This window comes from Clostridium sp. AM34-9AC (assembly GCF_003480225.1).
In the GTDB taxonomy this organism is placed as follows: domain Bacteria; phylum Bacillota; class Clostridia; order Lachnospirales; family Lachnospiraceae; genus Acetatifactor; species Acetatifactor acetigignens.
In genome coordinates this window covers 1-13867 of the sequence record NZ_QUIU01000011.1, presented here as the reverse complement: position 1 = coordinate 13867, position 13867 = coordinate 1, and the positions used below count along the sequence as shown (strand labels likewise).

The 13867-nt window shown below is 46.4% G+C and carries 11 protein-coding genes and 1 riboswitch; of the genes, 2 read left to right on the top strand and 9 right to left on the bottom strand.

Annotated elements, in window-relative coordinates:
• Positions 1-8: 8 nt before the first annotated feature.
• From DW835_RS08110 to DW835_RS08065, 9 genes are all read right to left on the bottom strand, one after another.
• Positions 9-1715, bottom strand: a complete 1707-nt coding sequence (locus tag DW835_RS08110) for a methyl-accepting chemotaxis protein (protein ID WP_118668796.1) — start codon at positions 1713-1715, stop codon at positions 9-11.
• A 106-nt stretch (positions 1716-1821) separates the two neighbouring features.
• Complete coding sequence (locus tag DW835_RS08105) at positions 1822-3471, bottom strand: P-loop NTPase fold protein (RefSeq protein ID WP_118730940.1); 1650 nt, start codon at positions 3469-3471, stop codon at positions 1822-1824.
• Positions 3472-3601: 130 nt separating this feature from the next.
• Positions 3602-4243, bottom strand: coding sequence for an Rpn family recombination-promoting nuclease/putative transposase (locus tag DW835_RS08100; protein ID WP_182430279.1), 642 nt, complete (start codon positions 4241-4243; stop codon positions 3602-3604).
• Between the two features lie 580 nt (positions 4244-4823).
• A complete protein-coding gene (locus DW835_RS17955) occupies positions 4824-4961 on the bottom strand; it encodes a hypothetical protein (protein ID WP_182430278.1) in 138 nt (45 codons plus the stop codon).
• A gap of 373 nt (positions 4962-5334) precedes the next feature.
• Positions 5335-6363: a glycosyltransferase family A protein gene (locus DW835_RS08085; RefSeq protein ID WP_118504996.1), complete on the bottom strand. Its 1029-nt coding sequence runs from the start codon at positions 6361-6363 to the stop codon at positions 5335-5337.
• A gap of 30 nt (positions 6364-6393) precedes the next feature.
• Complete coding sequence (gene mutY / locus DW835_RS08080) at positions 6394-7539, bottom strand: A/G-specific adenine glycosylase (protein ID WP_118668801.1); 1146 nt, start codon at positions 7537-7539, stop codon at positions 6394-6396.
• A gap of 5 nt (positions 7540-7544) precedes the next feature.
• On the bottom strand, positions 7545-8210 hold the full coding sequence (locus tag DW835_RS08075) for a DUF1653 domain-containing protein (RefSeq protein WP_118668802.1): 666 nt from the start codon (positions 8208-8210) through the stop codon (positions 7545-7547).
• 88 nt (positions 8211-8298) lie between these two features.
• Positions 8299-8682 carry a hypothetical protein gene (locus DW835_RS08070; RefSeq protein ID WP_118668803.1) on the bottom strand — a complete coding sequence of 128 codons (384 nt, stop codon included), beginning with the start codon at positions 8680-8682 and terminating at the stop codon, positions 8299-8301.
• Positions 8683-8789: 107 nt separating this feature from the next.
• The gene (locus DW835_RS08065) at positions 8790-11471 is read right to left on the bottom strand and encodes a TetM/TetW/TetO/TetS family tetracycline resistance ribosomal protection protein (RefSeq protein WP_118668804.1); all 2682 of its coding nucleotides are present in this window, start codon (positions 11469-11471) and stop codon (positions 8790-8792) included.
• Positions 11472-11776: 305 nt separating this feature from the next.
• Between DW835_RS08065 and DW835_RS08060 the strand changes: the two genes are divergently transcribed.
• A complete protein-coding gene (locus tag DW835_RS08060) occupies positions 11777-12571 on the top strand; it encodes a Cof-type HAD-IIB family hydrolase (RefSeq protein ID WP_118668805.1) in 795 nt (264 codons plus the stop codon).
• A gap of 72 nt (positions 12572-12643) precedes the next feature.
• A riboswitch (TPP riboswitch) is annotated at positions 12644-12759 on the top strand.
• A 62-nt stretch (positions 12760-12821) separates the two neighbouring features.
• Positions 12822-13544 (top strand): energy-coupled thiamine transporter ThiT, encoded by a 723-nt coding sequence (locus tag DW835_RS08055; protein WP_118668806.1) that lies wholly within the window; start codon positions 12822-12824, stop codon positions 13542-13544.
• Positions 13545-13867: the final 323 nt, after the last annotated feature.

The following is a 13867-nucleotide window of genomic DNA, read 5'->3' as shown; positions in this document are numbered from 1 at the left end:
CTAATAGTTTAATCTCTGCGTAATGTAAATTTGCCTACCACTTCATTTAAGGAATATGCCTGTGCCGACAATTCCTCGCTGGTTGCAGAAGATTCCTCCGCAGATGCGGAATTGGATTGTACGACCTCCGAAATCTGAGTCACTCCCACTTCTGCCTGTTCCATTGCCTGTGCCTGCGCTGTTGATTCTTCACTAAGTCTCCTGGAATCTGCTGCGATCTCCTTAACTCCGGTCACAATCTGCTCCAGTGATTCCGCTGCCGCTTCAGCGGCCTGATTTCCCCTCTCAATTTCCTGCAGAGAGCCTTCGATCAGACTTCTGGTATCCACTGCGGACTGTGCACTCTGTTCTGCCAGTTTGCGAATCTGTTCTGCCACAACAGCAAAGCCTCTTCCTGCTTCCCCTGCTCTGGCAGCCTCGATTGCGGCATTCAATGACAGCAGGTTGGTCTGACTGGCAATGTCTTCGATTTCTGCAATAATATTCTGAATCTTTTTGGACGTATCGTTGATTCGATCCATCTCTTCCATAAGAGATTTCATCTGTGCATGTCCGGCATCCGCCTGCTGTGCATAATTTTCCGCCTTCCGGGTGGTCTTCTGCAATTCACCCGCCGTACGGTTCACTGCATCCGCGATATTTGTAATTGTTGCTGTCAGTTCCTCCACCGAACCTGCCTGATCGGTAGCTCCCTCCGCAAGGGACTGGGCAGATTCTGCCAGATTCTCAGCGCCGGCTGATACCTGTTTTGCAGCTTCTTCTACCTGATGCAGCGTACCGTTCATCTGACGGTTCATTTTACGCATGGCATCCTTCAATGCCACAAACTGTCCTACATATTTATCCTCAATCTTAGTGCCGATAGCATAATTTCCCTCTGCCATCTGTCCCAGAAGTTCTCCGGCATCCGTAATGATCATATCCAGATCCGATGCCATCCCCTTTGCCACCTGTATCATATAAGAAATCTCATCTTCCGTTGCACACTCCGGAAATGCGCTGCTTAAATCTCCCTGTGCGAAGGTCTGCAGACGATCTGCCAATGCTATCATGGGCTTTTCTATGTCTTGCGCCATTTTTCGTCCCAGGATCACCGAACTCCAGAAAGAAACCACAACGATTGCCAGGATCACCAACAGCATATTCCGTTCCATTGCCCGCAGATCCGCTTCCGCACGGTCACCTTTCTGCACGCACAGGTTCATCAGTTCAACGAATTCTGCATAAATCTGTTCATATTGAGCCGTCAAATCTGTCGTATCCAGTTCCTGCGCTTCCAGATAACCATCCGCATCATCCGAAGTTGCCAATTCCAAGATTCGTGCATCCAGCTCCCAATAGCCGTCAAGTTCCGTCAAGACCGCATTGTAAGCTTCTCTTCCCTCGGAGAATTTGAGTGTTCTGCTCAATTCATCCATATAAGTTTCGAATGCCTCTTTCTTCTGGTCATGCAGAGCTGTCTGCTTTTCGATCACAGCTTCATCATCATACCCGACCACTGCGCGCAATGCACTTCTACTCTCCGAAAAAGCGGTCATCGCCTTACCGATATCCCCCTGTGTAAAACCATACCGATTCAGTGCTTTTTCATACTGCGCCGCAGCAATCAGAAGCGCTCCGATTCCAATGATTGCAGCTACCGCTCCAATTACCGCCACTTTTGTGAATCCCTTTGTCAATCGCTTCTTAATACCCTGTTGCTTTTGTGTTGCCATATATCGGTCCCCCTTGTTATTTATAAAAAATGCCATAATTTGCATTTTCATGTAAATTGTAGCACTTTCTGTTTTCCTCTTCAACTGTACGAAGGAATCACTTTTCTCATGTTTTCTGGTCTTTCATTATCTCTTCCGACAAAACCTCTATCCTATGTCTTGACATCTTATCACAATCTTTTTTTATGTCAGTACAATAGTTCAAAAATTTCTCCTTATCTGCATGGTACAGTAAATACATGATATTATAACAGGTATGATATCTATTCTGATCTACGTCCCCCACAGGAAAAGACGTCTTATTATACAGCTGATCCACTTTTGTCATTATGATCTCATGGTAATAACTGTTGCTAAAATAATTTCTGAGTTTATATGAAAATTGGTACGCTTTTTCCCCGTGGGTTGTGATCCTCAAATGTTCTACATATGTCTCAATCAAAAATTCTTTCATGTTTTCATTTTCTTCCATGTATATTATTTTCACCTTGTCTGAAGACATATGGAATAAATCATAAGAGTGCGTTAAAATTTCTTCTTTTCCATCTCTGACTGCCTGTTTTAGCATTTTGTTTAACCCGTTTTTATATATGGTTAAAACATCCTCATTATCTTCCTCCAGAATATCACTCCATACCATATAGGAATCTGCAAATTCGTTTAATTCCACAATGTTTTTTGCCTGAAGCAATCCCTTTTTTAAATCCGGCAGCATTACTTTTATCTCTGCATCTGTCTTATAATAATTGGGTTTATCTCCCGATTTAAGAAACAGTCGATACTCGGCTTCTAATTGTTCTTTATCAAGCGTCCCCTCCTGATAGTATCTCAACAGCATTCCGGTCAAATTATTACTGCTCTTTGTACCATAAAGATATTTCCCTATTCTATGCTCCAACGTATTTTCAATACTGCTCACCATCTTTTTCACCGAATCCGTATTGTTGGGATCATCCTCCTTATAATACAGATTGTGTGTACTTTCAACGACGATGGCATAACATATCAGTCTCAGTTCCTCCAAAAATTCATCTTTATTGCAGTCTTCACAAAATAATATTACATCATCATAAAATCGCTGCGCCTTTTCAAGTGTCCGCAAGTTTTCCACTTTATGAAGGTTCAGAAATTTTTCAATAAATTGAGCATGGATATGCAATTTACTCCACTCGACACTCTCTGCCCGTTCCGTAATAGCATATGTTCGTTCAATTACCTTTTCACTGTATTTGTCAAATATCTCTTTTTTATCTTTTGACATTTCTGCGGTATTCGCAACGAGTATAACTTTCACATAATTACATTGTTTCAGTTCCTCTATGATTCCAAATATCTCTTCCAAATTCATATTACTGTTCATTCTTTCCAGATCGTCTATGACCACAATGTGAAGGAATGTAAATTCTTTGGACAATAATAAAAATAGTTCTCTTTCGTTTGCTATATTTTGTACCACATCCCGGGCCTGTCCGACTTTATCCCAGACCTTTGCTGCGCCTTCTATGATATTATTAGCTATTTCACCAATCTTCCCGCCGACATTATTCTTCAATGCCAGTTGAAACAATACTTCATGATATATTTGTCTCGCATCTGTCATTCCGAACATTGATATTTTACAAACGTCCGGATTTCCTGCCAACGCCTCATTTACCGCATAAGACTTCCCGACACCCCAGGTTCCATCAAACAAGATGGTCTTATAAGGTAAGTCATTGATATTGCCAATTATAGTTTTTATTTTATCTGCTCTCATTTTTTCCTCTCTGTACACAAATTCATAATAACCGGACAATCTTTTTACATAAGTTTCTCCGGTTATCTGTCGTTCTGCGTTGTGTAATTGTTGGTGAGTTCCGGTTTGCAAACGGATTGTCTTATAAATGTCACAGATTAATCATTCCATATTTTCTCTGCATTGCCAGTAGCACTTCCGGATCATCCAGCTGCGCCACCTTATCTGTATCTCCTCCGGCATTGTTTGTCTGCATCCGCAGCATATCCAGTTCTCCTTCCGTCTTTATGTTGAAAAAACGTATCCATTCATCTATGTTCTGTCCCATTAAGACCTTATTCAGTTCTATCACATGCAGTTCCAACAGATTGCTGAACAATCTTCCTTCTTCATCACGCAACAAATATGTCTTATGGTACTGTTTATCTTCCGTCAGGTTAAAATCCAATATACTGATTGCTACACAACGCTTCATCACATCGTAGCTTCTGCCAAAAGAAATCTCTTCTGTGAGCATCTTTCCTAAATAGAACAGTTGTCTCTTGTCCCAGTTTCTGACTGCTTTCACCTGAAGTTCAATATTAATTTTCGTATCATCATTCAGTTCTACCAGAACATCCAGGATCCCCTGTTTCTGGTAACGATATCTTCTCCACAGGTATGTATTCAGCAGTCGCGTACTGCGAATCATCTCCACCGGAATATTCAACACCACACTGATAAAATACTTTCGGATCACCGGATTACGGAATAATTCCTTCATACAGTAATCCCATTTAGGACTGATTATCATTTGCATTCTCCTCTCACACTTGCCACAGGAGAATACGCTGACAACGTCAGCAAATCAAATTTCCATTCGCTCTACGCCTTCTCCTGCTCTATTATGATCATTGGGGGTAATTAAGCAGGAATTCATTCCTCTGAAGTCATAGACACCGGCTTATGCCGATATAGAAATTCGAAATAGAAAATCTGCTTACGAGTAGAGAATAACAAATGGGGACTCGCTTGTCAACGTGGCAAAATAACAAAATCTGTCCCTGGCGAATTTGGGCATTATGCTTTAAAATTAATTTTAACTCCATCTATATATTTATTTTTGTCTTATAGCCTGTCCTTCAGATTTTTCTGAACATCTTTTCATAATCATTCTCCATAATGTAAATCCTATTATTGCTCCAAGGACATTATGAAACGGATCATCAAAAAGTTCAAAGAGTCCACGTTTTGTTAATAACTGGCTGAATTCTATACTGTAACTTATCAATATCACCCATTTTAACTTTCGAACACCTAATCCCTGTAATCCTATTCCTACCTTATTGCTTTAATATAATTCCAAAATGACATAAATTCTGCCCTCGGATTTCTTATTGTTTGACGGGCATGGAATCGTTCTTCACGTTGTGTCCATAGATCACCGTATTGTTGTCTGTAATGTCCTTACTGTTCAGATTCTCCGTATATATGCACCCGGGATATCCATACGAACCATCAATATTATGCATAAAGTAATAGGAATTATCGGAAGGATGCTGTAAAATCGGATATTCAATTTCTGTCCCCGGTACAGCGATCCAGGCATACACATCCGGATTCACCGACTGCCGCTCCTGCCACAATGGTCATTATCTTTCGTTTCATGTGAGCTCCTTCTTCCCAAATAATGGAAGATTTTACTACTCCTAAATTTTATTCTACGTTTTTTAACGTAATTTTAATTCCGTTTTAAATGTAACCGTTATATACGTTCAAAACAGGTATTGTCAATAGTTTGGGGGCTTCATGCAGGACGAGATGGCTGGAAAAACAGAAGAAAACGGATACTTCGGGTAAACCGCCGAAGTATCCGCTATTTTGACTATGTTAAACAATTCCGTTCTAATTAAATCCGAACAATTTCTGGCAGATCTTATATCCCTCTACCGAAATCTTCCGTCCGCCTCTTCCGGGCAGGTTCATGGTACCGCCCATAATGCCGTTACGCATCCACAGATACAGGCGTTTGTCTTTTCCTTTCAGGTACTCCCACAGTTCTTTCTTTTTCTCCAGATGTTCTGTGGTACCGGAGCGGATTAACAGTACGGAAGATACTGTCATGATGATCTCCAGATAGTTGCGCATGTACTGGTACAGACGTCGGTTTTTCACCAGTTCCGACTTTCTGCCCACCAGATAATCAATCATCAGCTTCGTCACTCGGATCTGCTGGTCGATGCGGGAGATCATCACGGTCTCATTCACCGACTGATCCTGTCTTCCTATATAATATCTGTAGAAATTCACATCCAGATAATACATATTCTTCACATAAGGAAGCGGTTCAAATACATACAGGTTGTCCACATAGAAGGTGTGCTCCGGAAGCTTCAGTCCACATTCCTGTAACAGTCTGGTACGGAAGATCACGGAGTGCATCAGTATGTAATGGCCCTTCAGAAAATGATGGCAGTCCGTCCAGGTGAACATCTTCTCCACCGGCAGGATATGACGGTACTGGATCACCTTTTTGCGGCGCTCGCCTTCTTTTTCATAGACATAGTTGCTGATGAGCATATCCAACGCCTGACCGCCGCCGGCCAGTTCTCTGAGAGTGTCCAGGATCTTAAAATATGCATCCTGCTTCACCCAGTCATCACTATCCACTACTTTAAAATATAGTCCCGTGGCATTGGCGATTCCGGTGTTCACAGCAGAACCATGTCCGCCGTTCTCCTTATGAATAGCACGCACAATCGTAGGAAACTGTGCTTCATATTCGTCTGCAATCTCTGCGGTACGGTCTTTGGTAGAACCGTCATCGATGATCAGGATCTCCACATCCTCTCCGCCGATCAGCAGGGAATCAATACATTTTCTCATATACTTTTCAGAATTGTAACAGGGAATTGCTATGGAAAGTAATTTCATATCGCTGTCCTTTCTTCACTATCTTGTTATTCACTGTCCGGGATCGTTCTCTCGGGCCCCCAGTTTCATGTTCAATCCCTTCGCATAGACTGCAAACGCGGAAGGAATGGGATATTTCTCCCTTGTCTCCGAAGGTTCAATATAGATCCAGTCTGCTGAATCCGGGCCTTCACGCTTCGGTGCCAGTTCATCCACACGGATCAGATATCCTTTCATATGCCATTCTCTATGGGAAAAAATATGCTTTGCATCCTCAAGGGGCTGGATCCGGAGTACCTGCAACCCGTTCTCCGCCAGATATTCCTTGACCTCCTCCGCGGTATGATATCCCTTCATCGAAGGGAATTCATACATACCGGCCAGCAGACCTTTCGCCGGACGCTTATGCAATGCCGCCAGCTCCGCATCCCGGATAATGAGGATCGTCTTCTCCTCCACCGTACGTTCTTTTGCTTTGGCTTTGTTCGGATATTGCAGCTGTGTACCGTCCGCATTCGCCAGACATATCTGCTGTAGGGGACATTCCTCACAGTGCGGAGCCCCGTTGGGAATACATACACAGGCACCGATTTCCATCATAGCCTGGTTGAAATCTCCCGGCCTGTCTGTAGGAATGACCTCCCACAGATCCTTTTCCACAGCCTTTTTTACTTTATCCTCAGAGATACAGCGTTCATCCTTGCGGACTCTTGCAATGACTCTCAGAACATTGCCGTCCACCGCCGGATTGGGCTTGCCGTAAGCAATAGAGGATACCGCCCCAGCCGTATAGCTGCCGATTCCTTTTAACTTTAATAACTCCTCATAAGAATCCGGCATGACTCCGCCATAATCTTCCATGATCTGGATGGCTGCTTTCTGTAGATTCCGTACCCGGTTATAATATCCCAGGCCCTCCCACAGCTTTAACAGCACCTCTTCCGGTGCCTGCGCAAGCGCAGCAATATCCGGCAACGTCTCCATAAAGCGCTGGAAATAGGGCTTTACCGCTTCCACTCTGGTCTGCTGCAGCATGATCTCAGAGACCCATATGCGGTAGGGAGCAGGATCCTCTCTCCAGGGAAGGATCCTACGGTTATTATCATACCATTTTAAAAGTGGTTTGGGAATCGCCCGAAGGTCACCTTTCCTAAAGATTTCCTTAACATCCGTTAAATTTTCATTGTATTTATCCATAGAGTCTACCGCAGACGGTTGCATTCGAACTTCTCCATGGTGAGCAGGCAGTTCTTCAATTCTTCATAACGCTCTTCCGGCTCACCGTCATTTACTTCAATATCACAGGAAATCGCCATGGTTGTGATCATCTCGTTGGTGATACGATGGTGCAGTCCTGCCAGAATATTTAGCTTCTCCTCGTAGGAATCCGCATCCAGAAATTCCAGTACCAACGGATCCAGTGCGGGCTCTTCATCTTCTGCGGGAGAAACCGGTGCTATTATTGTCTGTGCCGCGGTCGCCGTTGCCTGTGCTGCTATGTTCTGCGCCACAATCGGCGTTGCCTGGGCTGCTGCGGGCTGGGACGCAGTCGACGGCATCTTTGCTGTCTTCGTCTGAACTGCTGCCGTCTGTGTCCCGCTCACTGCGTCCGCCTCGTGTGCCTGTCTGTCCGCCTCCGCTCCCTGTAATTCAAAACGAAAACGCTGTGTCACCTCAGGGTATCTCTGACGATCCACTTCTCCGGTAAACATGGCAAGAGGCCTTGCATAGGTCTTGAAATCTCCATACAAAGCCTGATAAATCACCAGCTGTTCTCCGGTCTCTGAATGTTCCGCAATCGTTACGACCTGATACAGATTGCCCTTAAAATGCTTATATATCTCATGTGGTTTGGGAATAAATGTCATCTGTCGTTCTCCTTTCCCATCGCCTCGTTTACTGTGGCATATGGTATCAGTATACCCCTTATTTCCAAAAAAGTCATGTAAATAGTCTCTAAAAATCCGTCAGCAGATATTCATAAGAGACCGAATAATTGCTGCCTGCGTTGCAGGCCCGTGCCAGTTCTGCGCTCAATGCTCCCCGTTCCGTCTCACTCATGCTGTTGATCTTCTTATGATGAATGGTAAACGTATAATCCGGACTGCCGTCTTCTTCCAGTGCATAGGTCAGCGTCACGCCGCTGTTGCGATAACCGTTCTCATTCAGATACTGCTTCATATCGCTCATCAGTTGCTGTTCCTGTATCCGGTTCTCCATGCGCTGCGTCTCATCCCGGCTCTCGCTCTTCACGGTTGCGCCGATACATAATACAATGATCAGAATAAGTACTGCGGTAGTACTGTAAAATGCCACATTGGAAACGAACTGTCTTCTCATAACCCATACCTCTTTTTCTGCTTTTTGTGCTCAGGGTTCTGTCGGAAATCTTATTTTCCCGTCCTGACAGGTATAGATTACACTTTTTCAAGTCCAATAAAACTCTCTTATTTAAAATATTCGGCACCTGCTGCCTCTACCGCTGCTTTCAGCCCCAGTGCGGACATTCTGGTGGCACCGTTGCCCCAGATGATCATCTGTTCCAGTGCATCGGAGGTTGCCACCGTCACCCGGTATTTCTGCGGCTTAGCACCCAACTGATGGGTCGTGCGCTCGATATACTGGTCTGCAGTCTCCGCTTCTTTTGTATAGACCACTTCTATATTATGATATTTCATGGTGGAGCCGGGATTGTCCTTCACCTTGTAGGCATCATAGACCAGGATCAGGCGACAGCCCTGATATCCCTGATAGTTACACAGAATATCCATCAGTTTGTCCCTGGCACTGTCCAGATTGATCTTCGCCAGCTCCCGCAGTTCCGGCCAGGCAAAAATAATGTTATAACCGTCCACCAGAAGGTATTCCTCCGGTTTTTCCTGCGGTACGACCTTCCGCATACCGGTGTCACCGGCACTTCCCGCCAAGCTGCCCGTATAGCTGCCACGGTTTCCGGAGGAAGTATGGTATCTGCGGAATCTGTGGGGATCCTCCGCCTTTTTCCCATAAGTCTGGCGGAAGATCTCTTCGATCTCTTCCTGAGAAATAATCCGCTCTACACCACCCCCGGTCTGACGAATAGCGCCCTGCTGCCTGTTTACTGCCTGCAGTCCCGCATCCGAAATGCCGTCCGCATCTTTGGTTCCTTCCTTCTCCGGCTTCCAGCCGCTCTCCACATGGGCATATTCTGGCACCTGGTCCCAGGACACCTGAAAACCGGCACCATGAGCGCAGAATACCGATCCGGTGGGGTTGACCACATCCGCTTCCGGATCATAGCCGATCTCTGCCATTACCTCCTCCGGATTATGGCAGGGTTCATATCCCTTCAGTGTGCAGGACAAACGCCCATGACCTTTGGTATAAGATGCCACCTCTTTTCCATAATCTCCCATGGAAGCCACGGGAACACTTCCCGTCAGCACACTGTTATTGCCTTCTGTCTCCGGTGCTTCAAAGCTTCCGTTCATCCTCGTGATATCCGACATGGCTCTGCCAAGATTCTCCGTAGGCACCTCCAGTCGGAAGGAAAACCATGGTTCTAAGAGAATGCTCTTTCCGCTGCGCATTCCCTGACGTACTGCACGGTAAGTGGCCTGTCGGAAATCTCCGCCCTCTGTATGTTTGGTGTGGGCTTTTCCGGCAATCAGCAATATCCGCAGATCCGTGAGTTCGGAACCGGTCAGCACACCCACATGACGTTTTTCCTCCAGATGCGTCAGGATCAGCCGCTGCCAGTTACGGTCCAGCATGTCCTCGCTGCACAGAGAGGCAAATTGCAATCCACTGCCCCGCTCCCCGGGCTCCAGCAACAGATGTACCTCCGCATAATGACGCAGGGGTTCAAAATGCCCGATGCCTTCCACTGGCTCCGCCAGAGTTTCCTTGTATACAATGCTTCCCTCATCGAATTCCACTTCCAGACCGAAGCGCTCCCACAGGATATTTTTGAGGATTTCCATCTGCACCTGTCCCATGACCTGCATATGGATTTCCCTGTTTTCCTCCTGCCACAACACATGCAGCTGCGGTTCTTCCTCTTCCAGCTGGCGTAGTTTCCCCAGTGCCACGACAGGATCCACCTCCGGAGGGAGCAGTAGTCTGTAAGTCAGCACCGGTTCCAGTATCGGCGTGGAGTTCTCGCTTTCATAGCCCAGTCCCTGCCCGGCGAAAGTCTTCGTAAGTCCCGTGACCGCACAGACCTCACCGGCTTTCACCGTATCCACTGCCTCATAGCTTCCGCCATTATACAGACGCAGCTGGTCGCATTTTTCCTCCCAGATTTCCTCTCCTGCACCGCTTCTGCTGTTTCCCACCGGCATTTTAACCCGCAGACTTCCTCCGGTGACCTTCAAATACGACAATCTGATTCCTGCGTTATCTCTGCCGATCTTATAAACCCGGGCTCCGAATTCCTCCGGATATTCCGGCTGGGGCAGATACGCATTCAATCCGTCTAACAGCTCTGTAATTCCCCATTGTTTCAAGGCGGAGCCGAAAAAGCAGGGGAACAGCTTACGCTCCGCCACAGTGTCCGATATGTTTTCCGCCGACAGTTCTCCGGTTTCCAGATATTCTTCCATCAAGGCTTCACTACACATGGCCGCGTGTTCCAGCTCTGTTTCCCGTTCTCCTTCATTGTCCCCAGGCTGCAGCAGTTTTTCCACGGATGTAATATTGCTATCCAGCTTTTTCTGTAGCTCCGTCAGTACTTTTTCCGGATCCGTCCCCGGTTGATCCATCTTGTTTACAAATAAAAATACCGGCACTTCATATCTTTTTAACAGCCGCCACAGCGTATGTACATCTCCTTGCACTCCATCGCTTCCGTCGATGACCAGAACCGCCGCATCCAGTACCTGCAGCGTCCGTTCCATTTCCGCAGAGAAATCCACATGTCCCGGGGTGTCTAACAGTGTGATATCCACATCTTTCCACCGGATTCTCGCCTGTTTGGAGAAAATGGTGATTCCTCTTTTCCGTTCCATGTCCCCGTTATCCAGAAAAGCATCTCCGTGATCCACTCTTCCGGCCTTTTCTATGACACCACAGGCACATAAAAGGCTTTCTGCCAATGTTGTCTTCCCGGCATCCACATGTGCCAGGATCCCAACGATACTTTTTTTCATGCTTATCCTATCCTTCCAATGCCAGCATCATCCTGCAGGCACGTATAAAACGTTTTTTCTATTATAAAGAATACTATATCCATGAGCATTTTCCAACTGTTTTGTATTTCCAGATACCGTTTGCAAATCCGGTGGACAGTAGGATATAATGTAATGAGCCTCAAGGAAAAACAAGCGGCTGCGAAGCAGACATTTGTTTTTCTGGGCTCATTAGCGAACGAATATCCTGCGAAGCAGGATGTAGAGCGCGATAGCGCGGATTCGTGAGCTCATGATATAATGAAATGTAAGATTCAGGAGGCACTATGATCAAACTTATTGCAACCGATATTGACGGCACGCTATTGAAGGACGGCACTCTGATGCTGGATCCTGAATACATGACCGTCATTGAAAAGCTGATTGCAAAAGGCATCCGTTTCGTTGCCTGTTCCGGCAGACAATTTATCAGTGAGCGGAAGCTTTTTGCCCCCATCCGCGACAAGCTCCTCTATATCACCGACGGCGGTACCGTGGTCCGCACACCGAAGGAAATTTTAAAGGTGCATACCTTACCCGAAGAGATCTGGCACGGCATGTGTGAGACAGTCCGGAACGAATTACCGGACTGCGATTATTTTATTGCCACACCGGATTATTGTCTAGCGGAAGATGCTGGAAGCCGGATGTTCCGGTGGCTTACGGATTCCTACGGATATGACATCCGGGAATCTGCCGATCTTATGAAAACGCCCGTGGACAATGTGATCAAGTTCACTGTATATCATCCTTCCGCCTGTGAAGAAATGTGTGCACCTGTCTTCACTCCCACCTGGCAGTCCCGGGTGAAGCTTGCTTCTGCCGGAAAAGAATGGGTGGACTGCAATCCCCTTGGGGTAAATAAGGGGTCTGCGATCCGTTTTCTCCAGGAATATTTGGGGATCGCGCCGGATGAGACCTGTACCTTTGGAGACAATCTGAACGACATCGAAATGCTGCAAAGCGCCGGAATGAGCTATGCTGTCTCCAATGCAAGAGAGGAAGTCATTGCCGCTGCAAGGGATACCTGTGCGCCCTATTGGGAAAACGGAGTGTTGCAGGTGTTGAAAACTTTTTTATAAATTCCCCGGGGCATTCCGAAAGTAAACGCTTGACACTGCTGCGATAAAGCACTATAGTAAACAGGTAAATAGAATATCCGCTAGGGGAGCACATCGCTGAGATTGAAGTGCCGCCATCAAGGCTTCACTTCTAACCCTCACTACTTGAACCGGGTAATACCGGCGTAAGGAAGCACATTATTCATACAGAGAATTTATCTGTATGAATACGATGTTGTCCCTCCTCGCGCACACGAAGGAGGATTTTTTTATGTTGTACACTGCTGTTACCAATGACTGGGGAGAGACTACTTATATCCCCACTCCCCTGGGAAATGTCTTGTTGGTGATCATTCTGGCCGCACTGTTGGCGGCCGCTGTTTTATTTGCCCGCATGCAGATGAAAAAGACTGCGGCAGCTCCCGCTTCTTCCGATGGTGATTCCAGGATGAAGCACGGCAAGCTCACCGTGAAGCAGCTGGCATTCTGTGCCATGGCTATTGCCCTGGGAACCGTTCTTTCCAATATCAAATTGTTCCATTTTCCTACCGGCGGCTCCATTACTTTGCTGTCCATGCTGGTGATCTGCCTGCCCGGCTACTGGTTCGGTCTGGGTGCCGGTATTGCCACAGGTGTAGCCTACGGTGTCCTGCAGCTGCTCATAGATCCCTATGTATTATATCCCCTGCAGCTGGTGGTAGACTATCTTCTTGCTTTCGGCGCTCTGGGACTGTCCGGTCTCTTCTCCAATGCGAAGCTAGGACTGATCAAGGGATATATTGCCGGGGTTCTTGGAAGATATGTGTTTGCCGTGATCTCCGGATGGATCTTCTTCGGCTACTATGCCTGGGAAGGCTGGGATCCCCTGCCTTACTCCCTCGCCTACAATGCTATCTATATCTTCTCTGAAGCAGCCATAACTCTGGTAATTTTAAGCGCTAAGCCGGTACGGAATTTGTTTGCGAAATTGAAAGACATGGCTTTGAACGACTAAATAGAAAGTTACGCGAGCAATGAGCCGCGCATAGGCATAGTGAAGACAGCGATGGGCGCTTGCGCACAATTCGCTGTCTTTACTTATGCCGAGATGCGGCGAACGCCGCGATATGAAATAAGATTGGCAGCGTTTTATGCTGACAATCTTATGAATAACGTGGTTCATTGCAGATGGTAGTTTCAAATCCACGAACGTCCACAGCAAACGGAACATCCTTCCATGGTGGGCATCGCGGCATTTATTATAGCCTACGTTACGAAATGTCCTGTAATTTACGTCTTTTCTCTGCTGAGCCCCGGAAGTTTCCGACAAGCGGGGCG

Bases quoted from the DNA above. Each gene is read 5' to 3' on its own strand.
- DW835_RS08085 (WP_118504996.1), bottom strand. From the start codon at position 6,363: ATGAAATTACTTTCCATAGCAATTCCCTGTTACAATTCTGAAAAGTAT.
- mutY (WP_118668801.1), bottom strand. From the start codon at position 7,539: ATGGATAAATACAATGAAAATTTAACGGATGTTAAGGAAATCTTTAGG.
- DW835_RS08070 (WP_118668803.1), bottom strand. From the start codon at position 8,682: ATGAGAAGACAGTTCGTTTCCAATGTGGCATTTTACAGTACTACCGCA.
- DW835_RS08075 (WP_118668802.1), bottom strand. From the start codon at position 8,210: ATGACATTTATTCCCAAACCACATGAGATATATAAGCATTTTAAGGGC.
- DW835_RS08110 (WP_118668796.1), bottom strand. From the start codon at position 1,715: ATGGCAACACAAAAGCAACAGGGTATTAAGAAGCGATTGACAAAGGGA.
- DW835_RS08055 (WP_118668806.1), top strand. From the start codon at position 12,822: ATGTTGTACACTGCTGTTACCAATGACTGGGGAGAGACTACTTATATC.
- DW835_RS08065 (WP_118668804.1), bottom strand. From the start codon at position 11,471: ATGAAAAAAAGTATCGTTGGGATCCTGGCACATGTGGATGCCGGGAAG.
- DW835_RS08060 (WP_118668805.1), top strand. From the start codon at position 11,777: ATGATCAAACTTATTGCAACCGATATTGACGGCACGCTATTGAAGGAC.
- DW835_RS17955 (WP_182430278.1), bottom strand. From the start codon at position 4,961: ATGCATAATATTGATGGTTCGTATGGATATCCCGGGTGCATATATACG.
- DW835_RS08105 (WP_118730940.1), bottom strand. From the start codon at position 3,471: ATGAGAGCAGATAAAATAAAAACTATAATTGGCAATATCAATGACTTA.
- DW835_RS08100 (WP_182430279.1), bottom strand. From the start codon at position 4,243: ATGATAATCAGTCCTAAATGGGATTACTGTATGAAGGAATTATTCCGT.